This is a genomic window from Kineococcus gypseus (assembly GCF_050871305.1).
Lineage (GTDB): Bacteria > Actinomycetota > Actinomycetes > Actinomycetales > Kineococcaceae > Kineococcus > Kineococcus gypseus.
Genome location: NZ_JBJLRD010000010.1, coordinates 53,728 through 70,767, shown reverse-complemented (window position 1 = coordinate 70,767; position 17,040 = coordinate 53,728). Strand labels below are relative to the sequence as shown.

25 protein-coding genes are annotated in these 17,040 nt (G+C 72.3%); 9 read left to right on the top strand and 16 right to left on the bottom strand.

Annotated features, from left to right (window positions below):
- Positions 1–66: 66 nt before the first annotated feature.
- On the bottom strand, positions 67–927 hold the full coding sequence (locus ACRYMN_RS05740) for a hypothetical protein (RefSeq protein WP_432492888.1): 861 nt from the start codon (positions 925–927) through the stop codon (positions 67–69).
- Positions 928–1,068: 141 nt separating this feature from the next.
- The gene (locus tag ACRYMN_RS05735; RefSeq protein WP_432492886.1) at positions 1,069–1,761 is read right to left on the bottom strand and encodes a hypothetical protein; all 693 of its coding nucleotides are present in this window, start codon (positions 1,759–1,761) and stop codon (positions 1,069–1,071) included.
- Between the two features lie 247 nt (positions 1,762–2,008).
- On the opposite strand from ACRYMN_RS05735, the gene ACRYMN_RS05730 reads away from it, so the two are divergent.
- Positions 2,009–2,314: a hypothetical protein gene (locus ACRYMN_RS05730; protein WP_432492884.1), complete on the top strand. Its 306-nt coding sequence runs from the start codon at positions 2,009–2,011 to the stop codon at positions 2,312–2,314.
- Positions 2,315–2,459: 145 nt separating this feature from the next.
- Here ACRYMN_RS05730 and ACRYMN_RS05725 read toward each other — a convergent pair whose 3' ends face one another.
- Positions 2,460–2,951, bottom strand: coding sequence for a hypothetical protein (locus ACRYMN_RS05725; protein WP_432492882.1), 492 nt, complete (start codon positions 2,949–2,951; stop codon positions 2,460–2,462).
- 127 nt (positions 2,952–3,078) lie between these two features.
- Entirely contained in the window at positions 3,079–3,951 is an 873-nt protein-coding gene (lgt, locus tag ACRYMN_RS05720; protein ID WP_432492880.1) for a prolipoprotein diacylglyceryl transferase, read from the bottom strand.
- A 212-nt stretch (positions 3,952–4,163) separates the two neighbouring features.
- Here lgt and ACRYMN_RS05715 point away from each other — a divergent pair, with 212 nt between their 5' ends.
- Positions 4,164–4,460: an antibiotic biosynthesis monooxygenase family protein gene (locus ACRYMN_RS05715; protein ID WP_432492878.1), complete on the top strand. Its 297-nt coding sequence runs from the start codon at positions 4,164–4,166 to the stop codon at positions 4,458–4,460.
- Between the two features lie 153 nt (positions 4,461–4,613).
- Here the strand turns inward: ACRYMN_RS05715 and ACRYMN_RS05710 are convergent, their stop codons facing one another.
- Positions 4,614–5,177 (bottom strand): GNAT family N-acetyltransferase, encoded by a 564-nt coding sequence (locus ACRYMN_RS05710; protein ID WP_432492876.1) that lies wholly within the window; start codon positions 5,175–5,177, stop codon positions 4,614–4,616.
- Between the two features lie 181 nt (positions 5,178–5,358).
- Between ACRYMN_RS05710 and ACRYMN_RS05705 the strand changes: the two genes are divergently transcribed.
- The 3 genes from ACRYMN_RS05705 to ACRYMN_RS05695 all read left to right on the top strand — a co-directional run bounded on the left by ACRYMN_RS05705 (position 5,359) and on the right by ACRYMN_RS05695 (position 7,330).
- Positions 5,359–5,949: a GNAT family N-acetyltransferase gene (locus tag ACRYMN_RS05705; protein ID WP_432492874.1), complete on the top strand. Its 591-nt coding sequence runs from the start codon at positions 5,359–5,361 to the stop codon at positions 5,947–5,949.
- A gap of 139 nt (positions 5,950–6,088) precedes the next feature.
- Positions 6,089–6,778, top strand: a complete 690-nt coding sequence (locus ACRYMN_RS05700; protein WP_432492872.1) for a YdcF family protein — start codon at positions 6,089–6,091, stop codon at positions 6,776–6,778.
- A gap of 51 nt (positions 6,779–6,829) precedes the next feature.
- A complete protein-coding gene (locus tag ACRYMN_RS05695; RefSeq protein ID WP_432492870.1) occupies positions 6,830–7,330 on the top strand; it encodes a hypothetical protein in 501 nt (166 codons plus the stop codon).
- Between the two features lie 286 nt (positions 7,331–7,616).
- Here the strand turns inward: ACRYMN_RS05695 and ACRYMN_RS05690 are convergent, their stop codons facing one another.
- The 8 genes from ACRYMN_RS05690 to ACRYMN_RS05655 form a co-directional block, all read right to left on the bottom strand.
- Positions 7,617–8,162: an MOSC domain-containing protein gene (locus ACRYMN_RS05690; RefSeq protein WP_432492962.1), complete on the bottom strand. Its 546-nt coding sequence runs from the start codon at positions 8,160–8,162 to the stop codon at positions 7,617–7,619.
- A 220-nt stretch (positions 8,163–8,382) separates the two neighbouring features.
- A complete protein-coding gene (locus tag ACRYMN_RS05685; RefSeq protein ID WP_432492868.1) occupies positions 8,383–8,826 on the bottom strand; it encodes a hypothetical protein in 444 nt (147 codons plus the stop codon).
- 181 nt (positions 8,827–9,007) lie between these two features.
- Complete coding sequence (locus ACRYMN_RS05680; RefSeq protein ID WP_432492866.1) at positions 9,008–9,742, bottom strand: hypothetical protein; 735 nt, start codon at positions 9,740–9,742, stop codon at positions 9,008–9,010.
- Positions 9,743–9,969: 227 nt separating this feature from the next.
- Entirely contained in the window at positions 9,970–10,746 is a 777-nt protein-coding gene (locus tag ACRYMN_RS05675; RefSeq protein ID WP_432492864.1) for an RNA polymerase sigma factor, read from the bottom strand.
- 482 nt (positions 10,747–11,228) lie between these two features.
- Positions 11,229–11,912, bottom strand: coding sequence for a hypothetical protein (locus tag ACRYMN_RS05670; protein ID WP_432492862.1), 684 nt, complete (start codon positions 11,910–11,912; stop codon positions 11,229–11,231).
- A gap of 201 nt (positions 11,913–12,113) precedes the next feature.
- Positions 12,114–12,827 (bottom strand): hypothetical protein, encoded by a 714-nt coding sequence (locus tag ACRYMN_RS05665; protein ID WP_432492860.1) that lies wholly within the window; start codon positions 12,825–12,827, stop codon positions 12,114–12,116.
- 76 nt (positions 12,828–12,903) lie between these two features.
- Entirely contained in the window at positions 12,904–13,083 is a 180-nt protein-coding gene (locus ACRYMN_RS05660) for a hypothetical protein (protein ID WP_432492858.1), read from the bottom strand.
- Positions 13,084–13,104: 21 nt separating this feature from the next.
- Positions 13,105–13,317, bottom strand: a complete 213-nt coding sequence (locus ACRYMN_RS05655; RefSeq protein ID WP_432492856.1) for a hypothetical protein — start codon at positions 13,315–13,317, stop codon at positions 13,105–13,107.
- A gap of 225 nt (positions 13,318–13,542) precedes the next feature.
- On the opposite strand from ACRYMN_RS05655, the gene ACRYMN_RS05650 reads away from it, so the two are divergent.
- Together ACRYMN_RS05650 and ACRYMN_RS05645 are read left to right on the top strand one after the other, a co-directional pair.
- The gene (locus tag ACRYMN_RS05650; protein ID WP_432492854.1) at positions 13,543–13,956 is read left to right on the top strand and encodes a PadR family transcriptional regulator; all 414 of its coding nucleotides are present in this window, start codon (positions 13,543–13,545) and stop codon (positions 13,954–13,956) included.
- On the top strand, positions 13,953–14,663 hold the full coding sequence (locus tag ACRYMN_RS05645) for a hypothetical protein (protein ID WP_432492852.1): 711 nt from the start codon (positions 13,953–13,955) through the stop codon (positions 14,661–14,663). Before ACRYMN_RS05650 ends, ACRYMN_RS05645 begins: the two co-directional genes overlap by 4 nt.
- A gap of 37 nt (positions 14,664–14,700) precedes the next feature.
- On the opposite strand, the gene ACRYMN_RS05640 is transcribed toward ACRYMN_RS05645, so the two are convergent.
- Positions 14,701–15,018: a hypothetical protein gene (locus ACRYMN_RS05640; RefSeq protein WP_432492850.1), complete on the bottom strand. Its 318-nt coding sequence runs from the start codon at positions 15,016–15,018 to the stop codon at positions 14,701–14,703.
- A 328-nt stretch (positions 15,019–15,346) separates the two neighbouring features.
- Here ACRYMN_RS05640 and ACRYMN_RS05635 point away from each other — a divergent pair, with 328 nt between their 5' ends.
- Positions 15,347–15,649, top strand: a complete 303-nt coding sequence (locus ACRYMN_RS05635) for a hypothetical protein (RefSeq protein ID WP_432492848.1) — start codon at positions 15,347–15,349, stop codon at positions 15,647–15,649.
- A 65-nt stretch (positions 15,650–15,714) separates the two neighbouring features.
- On the opposite strand, the gene ACRYMN_RS05630 is transcribed toward ACRYMN_RS05635, so the two are convergent.
- Positions 15,715–16,011, bottom strand: a complete 297-nt coding sequence (locus ACRYMN_RS05630) for a cold shock domain-containing protein (RefSeq protein ID WP_432492846.1) — start codon at positions 16,009–16,011, stop codon at positions 15,715–15,717.
- 125 nt (positions 16,012–16,136) lie between these two features.
- Between ACRYMN_RS05630 and ACRYMN_RS05625 the strand changes: the two genes are divergently transcribed.
- Positions 16,137–16,406: a hypothetical protein gene (locus ACRYMN_RS05625; RefSeq protein ID WP_432492844.1), complete on the top strand. Its 270-nt coding sequence runs from the start codon at positions 16,137–16,139 to the stop codon at positions 16,404–16,406.
- 134 nt (positions 16,407–16,540) lie between these two features.
- Here the strand turns inward: ACRYMN_RS05625 and ACRYMN_RS05620 are convergent, their stop codons facing one another.
- A complete protein-coding gene (locus ACRYMN_RS05620) occupies positions 16,541–17,029 on the bottom strand; it encodes an SRPBCC family protein (protein WP_432492842.1) in 489 nt (162 codons plus the stop codon).
- Positions 17,030–17,040: the final 11 nt, after the last annotated feature.

Below are 17,040 nucleotides of genomic sequence, written 5' to 3'. Positions count from 1 at the left end.
CGAAGGTCCGCACATTGCCTGGTTGGGCCATCGCAGAACCGACCGTTTTTGAAACGAAGGGTTGTGTCAGCGGTGCTGGACCCAGATGCCCGGCTCGCTCAAGCGCCCGATGTCCGCGTCGAGGTCGATGTGCACCACGTCCGGTGCACCGGCGACGACGTAGGTGCCGCTGGTGGGCATCGCCAGCCCGGACCAGGACCGCCACTGCTGCACGCCGGCTTCGAAGACCTGCGAAGCGGGCGTGGTGGCCAGCACGTGCGCGCCCATGCGCTCGTGGGTGCGCACCCACGCATCCACCGCCTGCCCGTCGGGCTGGCGCCAGCGCGCGTACTGCTCGATGCCCATCGCCGGGTGCTCGTGCTTGCCGGTGGGCCGCAGCAGGGCGATCACGCGATGCAGGCCGCGCGCGGCGCCGGCGTCGATCACCGCGTGCAGCACCCGCGCGGCCAGGCCGCGTCCGGTGGCGTCGGCGCGCACTTGCGCGGCGCAGATGACCAGGGTGTCCACCGCTGCGCCTACGGCGTGGTCGGCCACGGCGCGGGCCAGGGTCTCGCTGTAGCCGGCGGGCAGGTCCGCCACGGTGCCGTTCCAGCGGATCGGCACTCCCCACGCCGCGGCGGTGAGCACCTCACCAGCGGAGTCGAAGGCGGCGCGGTCGTGGGCGCGGTCTTGAGCGGGGTCGTGAGTGGTGCGGTCCTGGGCGGCGCCGTCCTGGGTGGTGCGCTCGTCCATGAGCAGGGCCACCTGCAGGTCAGCGAAGACGGCGCGCACCGCGGGCAGGTGCTGCGCGGCCAGGGCGTCGGCGTCGATCCACGCCGGCCAGCCGCCGGCGAAGAGCGCGTCCCGCTGCTCGGGCGGGTGGGCGCGGGCGCCGAACGCCTCGATGAGCACGCGCTGCGCTGGCTGCTCATCCACGGGCTCCCGCACGCCTTCACGCTAGCCAGCGCAGCGGCCGGTGGGCCACGACGTCGACGTGGCACCGGCGGTGCGGTGAGTTGAAGGTGACCGCTTGGGTGAGGACCGCGCCTGCAGCGGCTCGTGTCTGGGTGGTGCTGAAGTGTCGGCGCCTCACAGCTGGCCGCGGGCCAGCCGCTCGCGCCGGCCGGCGTTGGCATCCAGTGCTGCCACGACGGATGCCTCCCGGTCGGCGGCCAGCACGGCCACCACGTCCTCGGGCAGCTCGTCCTCCCCGGCCAGGTACCAACGGGTGAGCGCCGAGCCGTCCCGGGCCAGGCGGCGGGCCAGCTGCGGGTCCAAGGCGGGCTTGTGCACCGGGCTGTCGACCCGCTGGATGTGCAGCTGCACCAGCCCAGGGACCAGGTGGGTGTTCACCCGCTGCTCCTCACCCTCGTACAGCGAGAGGCGCACCCGCGCGTTCGACCAGGTGCTCCAGCCGTGCTGCGCCCGGCCCGCCCGCATGGCGCCGACGCGCCCGGACTCGATCAGGGCGTGCAGCGCGGCAGTCAGGTGCAGCAAGCGTTCGAGCTCGCCGCTGGTGAAGATGCCCACGATGGGCTCGTGGGCTGCGGACTGCACCGTCCAGGAGGGGTCGGCGCGGTACGCCCACGCCCCGCTGGGCACCTGGCGCACCCAGCCGGTCTCGGCCAGGGCCGCAGCCATCGCCTCCACGCTGTCGAGCACGCCGGGGCCCACGGCGGCGTCCTCGGTGCGCCTGGCGCCCATCGCGCCCACGGCGCGCTGCAGCAGCCGCACGACACCGGCGGGCACCTCACGGGCCTCACGGGGCGAGGCGGTGCTCACGGTGCTCCTCCTGACAGCGGCACTGTCCGCACCAGCTGATCGTGCGCGAGCCCGCGCTGCGCTGTCGAGACGCTGCGGTCGTGCACCGTGAGCGTTCATGCACCCCCCAACGCAGTCGTCGTGGAAGGGATCCCACACGAGAAGGCGGTCAAGTGGCCACAAGGAGCCAGCGATCAACGTCGGTGCAGGACACGCCGTGGTGGCCGGAGGAGCCTCTGCGCCATGAACAAGTCGTCAGGATGCTGCGGTGAGCAACGCGCAGGCGGTCGAGGCCCTCTTGCACCTGGTCCGAGTGATGGAGGCTGCTGAGCAGGCTGAGCGCGCGTACCAGCAGCAGACCGTGCGCCGAGTGGCGCCAGGGGCTGGCCACTCAGGAGATCGGAGTCAGGCGGATGAGCAGGCGTGGGAGGTGCTGCAGCGCTGGCAGGACGAGATCGGGCGAGCACAAGGTGAGGTGATGTGGGAGCTGGGCTCCCGCGACGAGCGGTGGAGTCAGTGGCTAGCGCGGTGCACCAGCCTGCACGGTCTTCCGCGCAACTTCGATTACACCTGATCCGGCACCGGTGCACAGCCGGCCGCGGCATCACGGTGGTGTCCGTGGATCGGTGCGTGGGCGCAAGCGCCGTACCGCGTGGGCACCGCAGAAGCGACCGTTTTTGAGACGGGGCTTGCTTTTGGCCCGGTGTGAGGGAGGTGGCTCAGGCAGGTGGGGCTTGGGCGGTGACGGTGCTGCCCGGGGTGAAGACGGCCACTTCACCGGTGGCGCCTGCGCAGTCGGTGAGCACGGTGGCGATGCGCTCTTCGCCGTCGTAGCGCAGCGCGCTGGTGCGCTGGTAGGTGCCGCCGCCGTCGATGAGGGCACCTGGAGCAGCGCGGGTGCCGTCGGGCAGGGTCAGCGAAGCGCTCTGCTCGTCCCAGGTGGTGCCCTGCGGCCACACCGCGGGGTACGGGCCCACCGTCAGGCAGGAGCCGTCGTGCCCCAGCTCGCCGCTGATGCCGGCGGCACCTCCCAGCTCGCTGTAACCGACGGAGGTGATCACGGGGCCCTCGAGCGCCCAGGCGGCCGGCACCGACGCCACCTCAAGACCTGAAGGCGCCTGCGGTGATGTGGAGCAGGCAGCGACCTGCAGCAGCAGCAGCGCTGCGCTGGGCAGCACGATCGGCCGGTGCAGGCGCGAGGAGGTGGGCACGCTGCTTCGACGCTGCGCGCGAGGCGCTGCTCGCACCATCGTCGACGCCATGGCGCGAGCGTAGGTCCACCACCTAGCCGCGGTCGCCGTAGCGATCCGTCGGCAGATGGCGGTCACCACGTGGTGATCAGGCTCGAGCGGGGGCGGTAGACCGCTTGAGCTGCTCCGCCTGCCCATCGCGGCGCCGGCGCCGGGAGCGGATCAAGGCGGTCAACGCGATGAGGAAGATGACCGCGGCCACCCACTGGTTGACCCGCAGCTCACCGATCACGGTGGCCTCGTCGATGCGCAGGGCCTCGAACCAGGAGCGGCCGGCGGTGTAGAGGATGACGTACAGCAGGAACGACTGCCCGTGCCGCAAGCTCCAGCGCCGATCGGCCACGACGATGAGCACGGCCGCGGCCAGGCACCACAACGACTCGTACAGGAAGGTCGGGTGGAAGGTGCCCACCACTTGCGGGGCACCGTCGGCGTCCACCACGGCCCGCCCGCTCGTGGCGACCCCCTCGTAGATGGTCAGCGCCCACGGCAGGTCGCTGGCCCGGCCGTAGACCTCGTTGTTGAACCAGTTGCCCCACCGGCCCAGAGCCTGGGCCACCAGCAGCCCGGGCGCCATCGCATCGGCCAGCGGCGCCAGGCGGTACCCACCGCGACGGCAGGCGATCCACGCTCCGGCAGCTCCACCGGCGATGGCCCCCCAGATGCCCAGGCCGCCCTCCCACACGAACAGCGCCCGCAGCGGGTCGCCGCCCTGCCCGAAGTACGCCTGAGGAGAAGTGATCACGTGGTAGACCCGCGCCCCGACAACCCCCAAGGGCACGGCCCACACCGCCACGTCGAGGACGAAGCCTTCTCGACCACCCTTGGCCCGCCAGCGACGTTCAGCGACGACGACGCCGGCGACGATGCCCGCGAGGATGCACAGGGCGTAGGCGCGCACCGGGACAGGTCCCAGGTGCCAGACCGCCTGGGTCGGGCTGGGAAGGCCGGCAGGAAGCACACCAGGACCGTAGTGCGCCCACCTCGACCCAGGCAGGCGCTTGATCCCACCACCGCGCCTCAACACCCCGGCATGTGCACCAGTCCATCACCCGGCTGCCCATCTCAGAAGCGACCGTTTGTGAGACGACGATCATGCCCAGATGCGCGAGGACCGGGCGGCCGGCACACCTGCTGCGCTGGCGCCCCGGCACACCGGCGAGGATGGGCAGCATGATCCTCGAGCAGGCGGTCCTGGACGTGCGACCCGGCCAAGCCGCCGACTTCGAAGCCGCCTTCTCGAAGGCCAAGGCGATCATCTGCTCGATGCCCGGCTTCCAGGGCTTGACGCTCTCGCGTTGCGTGGAGCGCCTCGACACCTACCTGCTGCTGGTGCAGTGGGACACCCTCGAGCACCACACCGTGGGCTTTCGCGGCTCCGCGCAGTACCAGGAGTGGAGGCGACTGCTGCACCACTTCTACGACCCGTTCCCCACCGTGGAGCACTACCGGCAGGTCACCACCGCGTGAGCCGGCATGGCCCAACACCGGTCAGCGCCATGAGCGTGCGGTCCTCGTCCCCCCGCGCCACCTCAGGAGCGAGCGCTTCCAAGCCGGTGACCGCGTCTGGAGGTGTCCCGGCCGGGCGGATCAGGTCGGCGTGGCAGCGCTGGTGCGCGCCGCTCACCGAAGCGGGCTCAGCAGCTGGTGCATCACGTGGTCCTGCCACCGCCCGGCGATCTTCAGGTACTGCGGCGCCAGCCCGTAGCGGGTGAAGCCGTTCTTCTGCAGCACCCGCTGCGAGCGCACGTTGTCCACCAGGGTCTCCGCCTGCACCCGGTGCAGCCCCAGCTGCCCGAAGGCGATCTCGGTCATCTGCGCCACGGCCGCGGTGGCCGCGCCGCGTCCGCCGGCGGCCTGGGCGATCCAGTAGCCGATGCTGCACGAGAGCAGCGCCCCGCGCACGATGCCGCTGAGGGTGATGCGCCCGATCAGCTGACCGCCCTCGTCGAGGACGACGCGGGGCAGCCCGGCGCCGCGCTCGTGGGCGTCCAGCGCGGCGTGGATGTCGGCTCGCTGACCGGCGGGGGTGAAGTAGGACTGCTCGCGCAGCGGCTCGTAGGGCGCCAGGAAGTCGCGGTTGACCACCAGCAAGTGCGCCAGCGCCTCGGCGTCACGGGACTCGATCAGGCGGGTGGTGACCACGGCGGCCAGTCTTCCAGCATGGCCGGTGGTGCTTGCGGGCACGTCATGGTCACCGATCGCTGTGCGGTGGACGGAAGTGTCATCGACCTGCTGGCCAGCTCGAGGACGGTGCGACGGGCGCGTGACTGGACCATCTCAGAAGCGACCGTTTGTGGGACGGTGACCGAACACGCAGCACGCCATGTCATGAGCGGCTCTGCGGGTGAGCTGACACGCTCGGTCGGTGAGCGGAACCGATCAGGACGCACCCGCACCGTTGGACGCGCTCTCGTGGCCGGTGCGCACCGCCCGCTTGAGCCTGCGGCGGGTCAGCGCGGCCGATGAGGAGGCGGTGTGGGCCTACCGGCGCCTGGAGCAGGTCAGCCGGTGGGGCTCGTGGCGCCCTGCGGACCGACAGGACTGGCGGGCCATTCTCACCGCGCGGCTGCGCGACCTGCTGGTCATCGAGCTTCAAGGCCGGGTGGTGGGTGACGTGATGGTGAAGGTGGAGGATGGCTGGGCCCAGCGCGAGGTGCGCCAGCAGGCGCGCGGGGTGCACGCCGAGCTGGGCTGGGCGTTGGATCCGGCCTTCGGTGGGCGCGGCTACGCCAGCGAGGCGGTGCGCGAGGTGCTGCGGGTGTGCTTCGAGGGCTTGGGGCTGCGGCGGGTGACGGCCAACGCCTTCGCCGCCAACGTCGCCTCGATCCGGTTGATGGAGCGCGTCGGGATGCGCCGCGAGCTGTACACGGTGGCCGACTCCCTGCACCGCGACCTGGGCTGGGTCGACGGGGTCGGCTACGCCCTGCTGGCGCAGGAGTGGGCCGCCGGCCGCTGAGCGTGTCCGGCGCCGCCACCGCGCCGGTGGCGCCCCGGCCGAGGGCGCCGCAGTGGGCCGCGAGCAGACGCACCCGTGGGGCGGCACGACCGTGCGTGTCGCCTGAGCCAATGGCGGTGCCCGAGCGGATGCTCGCCACGTGCCCCGCTCGCTGCACCTGCCGCTCCCGGTGGCCGTCGCGTCGTCCGCTGCGGTCCTGCCCGTGGCGCTCGTCCTGATCGCCGAGCTAGTGCAGCGGCACGCCTCCCGCCACGGCTGGCCCGCGGGTTCCCGGCGCAGTGCTCAGAGCGGTGCCCCGAGGGGCGCTCAAGGTGGTGCCCGGCTGGTCCCGGGCCCGCAGGTGGTGCTGGTGCTCGGCTCTCCCAGCCGCCCCGGTGGCCGGCTGCACCCGGTGCAGCGCTGGCGCACCGACATCGCGGTGCGCTCGATGCACCCGGTGCACGGCCGGCTGCTCTTCACCGGCGGGTGCACCGGCGCCCCCGGTGACCCCAGCGAGGCGCACGTGATGGCCCGCTACGCCCGCGAGGTCTTGAAGGTGCCGCAGGAGCGCATCGAGCTGGAGGAGGCTTCGCGCAGCACGTGGCAGAACGTGCAGCACTGCCTGGAGCGCCTTGAGCAGGCCGGCAGCATCACCATCGCCTCCGCGCCCACGCACGCGCGCCGGGCGCGGCGCTACCTGGCCCGGGCGCGCCCGGACCTGGCGCAGCGGCTGGTGCCGGCCGTCGACTACCGCTTCGGTGAGCGCAGCGGGTGGAAGGTCGCCACGCTGGCCTACGCGCTGGCGCGCACCGCCGCGCGCGTCCTGACACCGAGGACCACTGCTGCATGAGGGCGGCAGGAACAGATGGTCGGGCGGGGAGACGGGCGTCTCCTGTTGGATGTGCGCACGGCGCTGATCGGGTCCTGCCACCATCGGTGGATGAGCCGGGGTGCGGTGTCCGAGGGCGCTGTGCGCCAGCGTCCCTTCGACGCGGTGTTCGGCTGGGGTCTGCTGCGCGGGGCGCTGTGCGGAGCGGCCTCGGGTGTGCTGCCGGGCGCAGCGCTGGTCGCATTGGGCCTGCGCGCCGGTGGCGGTGAGCTGGGGCTGGGTCTGGGGCTCATCGCGATCGGCGCCGTGGCCGGAGCGTTGTGCGGGGTGCTGGCAGCGGCTGGTGCGTTCGCAGTGCTCGCAGCTGCTGAGCGTCGTAAGCAGCGCCGCGCGTGGAGCTGGAGCATCGCCTCCGCTGCCGCGGCGGCGCTGGTCGCCGTCGTGGTCTTCGGTGCGGGCTGGTGGGTCGCCCAGGGCGTGGTGCTGCCTGCTGCGGTCATCGTGCCCGGCGCCCTGTTCAGCGGCGCGGTGGCGTTGTGGCAGGTGCGCCAGCTGGTGCGTCCTCTGGGTTGAGAGCGGCCAAGAAGACCGCCAACTCCGGGCGGTGATCGCTTGCTCATCGGCCTGAGCGTGCCGTCGTCGTCCGCTCGGGCCATCTCAGAACCCACCGTTTATGAGACGGCGCCTGCTCACGGACGGTGCCATGACGGGACGCGCCGCAGTGCGCTTCAGCGCGCCGTGGGCGTGACGGCGCGCCTGGCGGGATGACCGGTGCACCGGCGGGCGGCTATCCACTGGTGGGTCGTCGCCCGGGCCGGGGTGTTGAGCTTCGTGCGCCGTGGTGGTCGGTAGCCGCCGCTCAGACGCGCTGCAGGGCCTCCCACGGCTGCGCTGGCACCTCGATGCCGATGCGGTCCCCGGCGCGCACCTGACCGCCCGCGAGGACGATGCTCATGATGCCGGCCTTGCGCATCACGTTGCCCTCAGCATCGCGGGGGGTGAGCGCTTTGAGCAGCCCGGGCTGGAAGGCGTTGATCTGCGCGCACGGGTTGCGCAGCCCGGTGACCTCGAGCACGGCCTGCTCGCCCAGGTGCAGTCGCGTGCCGCGCGGCAGGTTCAACAGGTCCACGCCGCAGGTGGTGATGTTCTCGCCCAGCTGGCCGGGGCCGACCTCGAAGCCCTGCTGGCTGAGCTCGTCGTGCAGCTCGCTGTGGATCAGGTGCACCTGGCGCAGGTTGGGCTGGGTGGGGTCGGCGGCCACGCGGGAGCGGTGCTGGACCGTGGTGCCGGCGTGGGCATCGCCTTCGACGCCCTGACCGGCCAGCAAGGTGATCACGTCGGTGACGTCCTTGCTGAAGCGGTGCGTGCCGTCGCGACTGACGGCGATCACTCGCCCTGCCTGGATGCCGCTCACCGCCGCATCATGGCGCAGCGTCGGGCCGTGGGGAGGCGGAGTCTTGACCAGAAGCGGTGAGGAAGCTCCTCAGCGTGTGCCGGGATGAGGAGCGGGACCGGTGGGTGGGCACCTCGGCCAGGGTCATGAGTGTGAGGTCGGCGCCTGGCTGGGCCATCTCAGAAGCGACCGTTTATGAGATGGCGACCACGCCCGGACGGCGGCATGAGCGTTAAGTCGCTCCAGGTGGGACCAGTGCGCCGACCAGGGCGGACGACGCGCCCTCGGGGGTGCGGCCGCCGGGGCTGTCGGCGCCGCCGCACGCCTCAGCGGCTTCGGCTCCCTCACGGCCCAGCGCCTGCTCCAAGTCGGGCACGGGGGAGGAGTTGACGGTGATCGGCTCACCGATCCGCAGGCGCGCCCCCTGGGGAGACACCACCTCCTGGGTCTTCTCGTCCCAGGTGGTGCCCTTGCCCCAGACCAGCACGCCCCCGCCGGCGCCGAAGCGCAGGCAGCCGTCTTCGAGCGCGAGCACCGGGCCCGCCGTTCCTTGCATCGTGGAGCGCAGCTCGCCGGTGATGACGATGACCGGGCCGTCGATCTCGGAGGGCGGTGAGCCGCAGGCGCCCAGCAGGGCCACGCCCATCCCGAGCAGCACCAGGCGACGGGGTGTCATCGGCACTCACCTCGAACGCAGGTCACACGCTGACGGTTGCACCCGGTCAGGCGTGCAGGAGGCAACATCCGCAGATCGATATGAGTGTGCGGTCGTCGTCGGCTCGGGTCATCTCACGACCCACCGCTTTTGAGACGGTGCCGCACCGACTGAGCAGGTGTGGGGAAGTGATCGCGAGGGATCACGGCCAGGTGGTGCCACTGCCTCCGTACTGCTCCCAGGGCAGTTGGATGGTGCGTGGGTCCACTTCGTAGCTGGTGCCGTCGGCGGTGTGCACGCTCAAGGTGCTCACCCGGGCGGTGCTGACGCGCCCGGGCCACCACGCGGCCCAGAAGTCTTGGTGCACGGTGGTGGTGATGCGCGTGCCGTCGGCGAGGTTGATGTCCACCCCGCTCACTTGCGGGCCCAGGGACCCGACGAGGGAGTAGTTGACTCGCACCGGGTCCTCGTCGGCGACGGCGTAGGGACTGCCGCCCAGGACGTTGACGTCGGTGCCGGTCGGCCAGGTGTAGGGCTTGTCCCACACGGTGGCGCCCCCGCCACCACCGGCGGCGCCGTTGAGGCCGTAGAGCACGATGAGGGGGTCGTCGGCGGTGCCTGAGCCCTTGGTGATGTCCACGCAGTAGGTCCAGTCCCCGCGGCGGTCCACCAGCACGCTGCGCGCTGCGGCGTCCTCCGGGCGGGCGGACACCCCGCCGACGCCGACGGAGGCGCCGGTCAGCTCGGTGCACTTCGAGGCCTGGGTGGCGATGTCGTCCTCGGACTGGCGGGCGGCTTGGGCGGTGGTGCTGGCGCTGGCCGGGACCGCGCTCCAGCTGGCGTAGCTGGCCGGGGCGGTGGGGTCCCCGGCCAGCATCACCGCGGAGGTGACGGCCACCGCGCTCACCGAGGCCAGCGCCAGCCCCACTCGGCGCACCTTCGGGCGCTTCCACGCAGGCGGCCGGCTACTGGGCTGGCGCCCCTGGGGCCGGTGACCTGGTCGCTGGTGGCCCGCAAGGTGGCCGTCTGCTCGATCGGCACCGTGGGCAACGGATGCAGCGCTGCTCCTCGCGGCGGTGCTGGTAGTAGTTGTGGTGGCCTGCTCGATGAGCAGGGCGCGCACGGCGGCGTGCCGGCGGCGGTCCATGCCGCCCAGGGTCGAGGTCATGACAGCTCCGTAGAGGCGGTACGCGGGCGAGAGGCGCGAGAGGCGGGGGAGGACGCAGCGGTAGTAGCTACGGGTGGGTCCTCGCCGGTGTGCAGGTGGGCGCGTTGCAGGCGGGCCCGTGCTCGGGACAGCCGGGAGCGCACGGTGCCGATGGGCACGCCCAGCGCCAGCGCCGCGGAGGCGTAGTCCAGGCCCTGCCACACGCACAGCGTCAGGACCTCCTGCTCGGCTGGGCGCAGTCGGGCGAAGGCGGCTTGCAGATCGGCCAGGTGGCGCTGGTCGTCCAGGCGGGCGGCGACGTCCTCGGCGTGGTCGGGCTCGTGCGCGATCGCGGGTAGGCGCTGCAGGGCGGCGCGGTGCCGGCGGGTGGTGCGCCAGCGCCGCTGCAGGGTGCGGGTGGCGATGCCGTACAGCCACGGCAGCGCCTTGCCCTCGATCAGCTCCACGTCGCCGCGCCGGCGCCAGGCCTCGAGGAAGACGATCGAGACCAGGTCGTCGGCGGCGTCCAGGGAGCCGGTGCGCCTCGCGCAGTAGGCGTGCACCGCATCGCCGTGGCGGTCGAAAAGGACCCCGAAGCTGTCGGCGTCGCCTGCCACCGCCCGGCGCCACAGCTGCCCGTCATCGAGCTGCCCGTCATCGAGCTGCCCGTCATCGAGCTGCCCGTCGTGGAGCTGCGCGTCGTCCAGCGGCACCGCCTGACGACTCGAGGCCGTCTGGGGCTCTCGGCCGTCGGGCTGCTCGGGCCCGTGGGGGGTGCCGCTCACCTGGCTCACACCCCCTCATGCCCGAAGCGCGCCTCGAGTTCCCGATCTTGGCCAACTTTCTTCTGGTCCGTCACCGGATGCACCTGGCTGGAGCTGGCGGAAGGAGCAGCGCCGTGGATCGCGACGCAGTGATCGACTGCTCAGCGACCCGGAGCGCACGGTTGCCGGAGCATCGAGCCATCTCAGAAGCGACCGTTTTTGAGACGGTGACCGCGTCTGGACGGCGGCATGACCGGATGGAGCCGCCTCGGTCCTTGGCCAGCACTACCGTGTGAGGTAGTCGTGCGCGGCGGACATCCGGAGGTACTCGTGCCTGATACGACCAACGGCGAGAAGTGGCGCTCCGTCGGCAGTGAGGCGGCGCCGATCATGCTCGCCTTTGCCGCCATTGCAGCGATCGCCCGTCGCTTGCGCCGGCGTAGCTAGGCGCCTACGTCTAGGAGGTGAGCCCGAGCCGCGGGATGGGCGTGCGGTGGTGAGGTGCCTGCGCCTTACGGCTCGTCGCGCGTGAGGCGCCATTGCTGCTCGCTGCGCCGGTGTTCCTTGTTGGCATCTAGGGCAGCCACGACGGCTGGGTCCTCGTCGGCGGCGAGCAGAGCTACTACGTCCTCGGGCAGGAGGTCCTCACCGGCCAGGTACCAGCGGGCGATCGGTGAGCCCTGCCGGGCCAGGCGGTATGCCCGCGACAGGTCGAAGGGCAGTCCCTCTGAGGGAGTGTCAGCCCGCTCGACGGCCAGGTGCAGCAGAGCGGGCAGGCGGTACCTGCCCAGCTCGTCCAGCTGGCGCTGTGGTGTCACATTCAGCATGAGGACCACGTCGGCGCCGGACCAGCTGCTCCAGTCCGGGTCCGGCTCGCCGGGCTGCACCGCTCCCACCTCTCCGGCGTCGATCAGGGCGCGCAGTGCGCCGGCGAGGTGGAGCAGACGCTCGTACTCCTGCTGCTCGTTTCCCTGCGTGAAGATCGACAAGCTTGGGGCGTGGTCGGCGGACTCCACCGTCCAGGAGGCGTCCGCGGCGTAGGACCACGAGCCGCTAGTGGTGCCGCGCACCCAGCCGGTCTCAGTCAGCGCGGCGGCCATCGCCTCGATGCTGCTGAGCAGGCCGGCGCCGGTAGCGCGCTGCAGCAGCAGCAGCACACCCTGCGGGATCTCGTGGGTGTGGGCTGCAGTGGTCACGGTGGCCCTTCAGAACGCGGTGGCGCGCGGACCCACTGATCGTGCGCGACCTGCCGCGCAGCTGTCGAGGCACGCCCGCAGATCGGCACGAGCGTGCGGTCGTCATATCTTCGGGCCATCTCATAACCGACCGTTTTTGAGACGGTGACCACGCGTAGAGGACGGGATGTCCGAATGTTCGCCCGGCTCTGACGAGCCGACTCAGGTGGGGCCGGGGTAGCCGATGCGGGCGATGTCCTGCGTGAGGTCTGCCAGTCGCCGCTCGTGGTTGAGCCGGCGCACCAGCTCCTCGCTCAGCGGCTGCAGAGTCAGCACGTGCTCCACGTCCTGCGGGTCCACCTCGATCTCGTAGCTCTCCTGTAGGTAGGCGACGTGGGCCGCGTCGTCACCTTCGAGCTCGGCGAACAGCCAGTCCGAGCCGTCGGGGGTGTCCGCGGCGACGCCGCTGCGCAACCGCACCGGGTGCCAACCCTCGTCCTCGCGCAGCCGCCAGCACGCCACGCTCACCAGCGGCAGGTCATCGCCGGTGAAGGCCGGCTCCGCGGCGGCCTGGCGCAGCGGCTCGGGCACCGCGGTCAGCCAGTCGAAGTCGTGCTCCCCGGCCCACGGGCTCATGGGGCTCTCGTGGTCGAAGCCGCGCAGCCACACCCCGACCGGGGTGAAGGTGATCGACCAGGCGTTGCCGCTGCCGTCGTCCATCGAGGCCAGCTCCTCGCTCACGCCCCAGCCGGTGTCGAAGTCGAAGGTGCGGCTGTCACGGTCCTCGATCAGCACGGCGTCCAGCATCGCCAGGCCCTTAGCGCGTCGGCGCAGCGCCTCAGGGTCGGGCAGTCGCTGCGCCAGCTGCACCGCAGCAACCGGCAGCTCGGCCAGCGGGCTGGCGGGGACGTGTCGTCGCCACGGTGGCCACCTCACAGCGCCAGCATGCCCGAGCCCCGCCATGCCCGAGTCCCGCACGCGCCCGGGGCGCCGTGAGCGGGCAGGCGGGTGCTCAGGCCGAGGCAGCGTCGAGCAGCGCCCGGCCGTCGGCGTCGTAGACGTCGGTGCGGTGCACGTCCAGGTGGGGCGGGGGGGCCAGCACCGCCCAGCGCACACCGGCGCGGCGCGGGTCGTCCACGACGCGCAGGTCCTCGCGGGTGCCGTCGGACAGGTGCACCACCACCGCGCGCACGTCGGCGTACAGCTTGATCAGTCAGGTGGCCGGCTCGTCGGCCTCCCCGCGACTCCAGGCGCCGCCGATGACCTGCCCGAGCGGCAGCGGGGTGCTGCGCTCCGTGGCGCTCCAGCAGCGTCCCTCGGCGGTGCGCACGTCGAGCACCACGCCCGGCCCGCGGGGAGTGTCCTCGGCATGCAGCGTCCACTGCGCGCCGTCGACGGCGGTCTCGCTCAGCAGGAGGGAGTCCACCCAGCTCAGTGTGCGCTGGGACGGGTGCCGCGTCACCCACCACCTACGGGCGCCGGAACGGCCTCTGCGCTGCGGCATGAGCCTGCGGTCGTCGCCCCTTCGGACCATCTCAGAAGCGACCGTTTTTGAGACAGCGAGTGCCTTGGAGCGGTGGCGTATGCCGTGGCTCGTCAGCGTCTTCGTGGGGGGTCGATGGTCTGGTTCTCGATCGCTACTGTGTGATGCATGACAGTAGAGTCGCAGGGCACTGCGGGTGCTGAGCGGCGGGCTCAGCTGCTGCGCGGCTCGCTGGACCTGTGCGTGCTGGCCGCCTTGGAGCAGCAGCCCGGCCACGCCTACGAGTTGGCCGCCCGCCTGGCCGAGGCGGGGCTGGGGGAGGTCAGCTACGGCAGCGTCTACCCGTTGATCACCCGCCTGCGCCGCGCGGGTCTGCTGGCCGAGCAAAAGCAACCCAGCCCGCTGGGACCGGCGCGCACGGTCTTCTCCCTCACCGACGCCGGCCGCGCAGCGTTGGGCGAGTGGCTGACCCAGTGGCAGCGCAGCACCGCCGAGGTCGAAGCGGTGCTGCGCGCCACCGGCGCCTGGAGCGGTGCCTGGCCCGGTGCCCGGACAGGTGCCCAGACCGGCGAGCCGCGATGATCATCCCGTCATCCAGGGGCGGTGATGAGGTGCCCGCCGCGGTGCGCTCGGTCATCGACGCCTTGCAGGAGCACTGGCGCGCTCTGGGTGTGCCGCGGGTCCTGCGCGAGCCGGTCGCCCGCGAGGTCGGCGCCGACCTGCACGCGGCGTACCTGGACGGGCGCACCCCCGAGGCGGTGCTGGGGGTGGCGGTGGACGTCTTCGCCGAGCAGGTGGCCGGCGAGAACGGCTGGCTGGTGCCGTGGCCGATGTACGGCCGGTTGCTGGGCGCCGCGGCGATCGGGGCCGTGGGCGCGATCGCCGCCGGGCTGGTGGTGGTGCTGCCGGCGATGGCCGGTGTGCTCTGGGCGGTCGGGCAGGTCTTCGTGCGCGTCGCCGCGCCGGGCGCGGTGTACGGCGAGAGCACTCTGTACGCGGTGATCGTGTGCATGGTCTACGCGCTGTTCGGGGTGGGCTTGATCGCCGCGGTGCTGGCCGCGGTGCGCCGAGGGCTCACAGCGGCGCAGCAGCTGCGCCGCACGCTGCGCGCCGGTGCGCTGCTGCTTCCCCTCTCCGCGGCGCTCTCATTGCCCTCGGCGGTGGCGGTGGGACGTGCCAGCGGCTACAGCACCGCACCAGCGGTGGTGCTGGTGGAGGCCGCCCTGGTGCTGGGGCTGGCCGCCGTGGCCCTGCTCACCGCCCGCGCGTGGGCCCTGCGCGTGCCCTGACCTTCTCTCGCGGCGCCGTGAGCGGGCGGGTAGGTACTCAGGTCAAGGCGGCGTCGAGCAGCGCACGGCCGTCGGCGTCGTAGACGTCGGTGCGGTGCACGTCCAGGTCGCGCGGGTAGGCCAGCACCGCCCAACGCACGCCGCTGGCGTGCGGGTCGTCCACCACGCGCAGGTCCTCGCGGGTGCCGTCCGAGAGGTGCACCACCGCACGCACGTCGGCGCGCAACTTGATCAGCCAGGTGGCCGGCTCGTCGGCCTCGCCGCCACCCCAGCCGCCGCCGATGACCTGCCCGGGTGGCAGCGGGGTGCTGCGCTGCGCGGTGCTCCAGCAGCGGCGTGCCTCTGCGGTGCGCACGTGAAGCACCACGCCCGGCCCGCGGGGGGTGTCCTGAGCGTGCAGCGTCCAGTGGGCGCCGTCGAGGGTTGTCCCCGCTCAGCAGCAGGGTGTCCACCCGACTCAGTGTGCGGCTGCCTCGCGGGCCGCGTCACCCACCGCGGACCGGCGCCGGAACGGCGTGCGCGCTTCGGCACGTCAGCGCGGTCGTCGGCCGGCTCGACTCATCTCAGAACCGCCGCTTGTGAGACGGTCGATTGCGCCGGTTGTGCGGCCTGGTCGATCACGCATGCGCTCCTCGTGAGAGCCGGGTCGACCTCCTCTGGCCGGTCGGAGCACAGTCGTGGGCATGACCCCCCTCGAGGCGGAAGTCCTGGCGCGGGCACACCAGGAGTGGGTGACGATCGCCGAAGCTGCGTCCATCGCACGCGATCAAGGCGCCGAGGACCCCCTCGAAGCGGCCCTCTCGTGCGCGCTGGCTCTGGCCGGGCAGCGCGTGGCCCGGGTCGGTAGGTACGTCCCGGGGCCCGGGTTCGTGCCGTGGCCGCAGATGGGAGGGGAGCTGTCGAACCGGCTGCGCGCAGAGCTCGCTGATCCGTCTATGAGCGATCCACTGGAGGCGCAGTCCGACATCATGATCGACGCCGTCTGAACCGCGAGGGCGTCGTGCCGCCGGCTCACGCAGCAGGTGAGCAGGTGAGCAGGCCGGTGCGGCGCTCAGTCCTCGTCGAAGCTGAGCGTCAGGCTGCTGGTGTAGGCGGTGCCGTCGTGGCGGACCACCGGGTCGACGGGCTCGGTGCCGGCCAGCCACATGCGCACCGCGCGGTAGGCGAAGCCGTCCTGCTGGGCGCTCTCCCACTGCAGCAGGTACTCATCGCCAGCCTCGACGTTCCAGGGGCCGGGCCGGGCGATGCTGGAGACGTGCGCCCAGCAGCCACCGGGGGTCTGGGGGCTGTCCAGCACACCCCACGCCCGGTGGGTGTTCCAGCTACGCACCACCGCTAGGACCGCCACGCGCTCAGTGTGCCCGCCGGCGGCTCGATCGGCTGGCGCGATATACGGGCGACGAGGGCGCTGTGAGCGCACGGACGGTGGCGTGGAGGGTGCCTCCGTCAGCTGGCGCCTGGCATCGTCGCCGGATGCGCGCAGAAGCGGTGGATCCATGTGACACCAGCTGGGAGGTCGAGCGGCCGGTCTACCGCGTGCACTTCTGGTGGCGCCCGGCGCCAGGCCCGCACGTGATGTGGCACTGCCAGGAGCACCGGCTGCACGACGCCCACGACGTCGGCGAGGTCCTGCAGTGGGCAAGGGAGCACGCCGAAGGTCGCAGCGCCGTCATCTACGTCGAGGCGGTCGACGACAGCCGGCTCGGGCTGCTGCGCCTGCACGGCGAGGACCCCAACGCTTGAAGATCTCAGTGCTGCGGCGCCCGGTGAGCAGCGGGCGTGAACCGCCATCAGCGGCTGACCAGCGCACCTGGAACGCCACCGGGCACGCCAGCCCAAGGACGTCCGAAGTGCACTTGAGCGAGCACTCCGAGGGCTCAGCCGGGGCGACGGTCGCAGGAGCAGCCATCGCCTGCTTCGGCGGCGTGCTTGACGTGAGCTGCGCGCTGCCGCAGGAGCCGGCGCAGGTAGGGCGCCAGCAGCAGGTGGGTGACCGCCGTCCCCAGCGGGCCGGCGGGGGCGGTGATGCCCATGCGGTCGGTCATCCGGGTCCGCTGTGCGCTCAGGGCCTCGAAGAGGTGCTCGTGGCGCAAGGTGCGGAAGGGACCGCGCACCTGCTCGTCGACGAAGCGGTGCGGTCGCTCGTACGCGGTGACGCGGCTGGTCATGCACCAGCGGCGCCCCAGGTGGCGGGCGGAGAAGGTGACCTCGTCGTCGGGGCCGAGGCGGCGCCGCCCGGTGCTGGTGGTGGCCGTCTCACCGCTGCCGGCCAAGGAGGCGGCGTGGACGTCGACGTCCAGCTCAAGGTCGAAGACGACGGTTGCCGGGGCGTCGACGACGGTCACGATCTCGATCACCACGGGCACGCGCGCAGCCT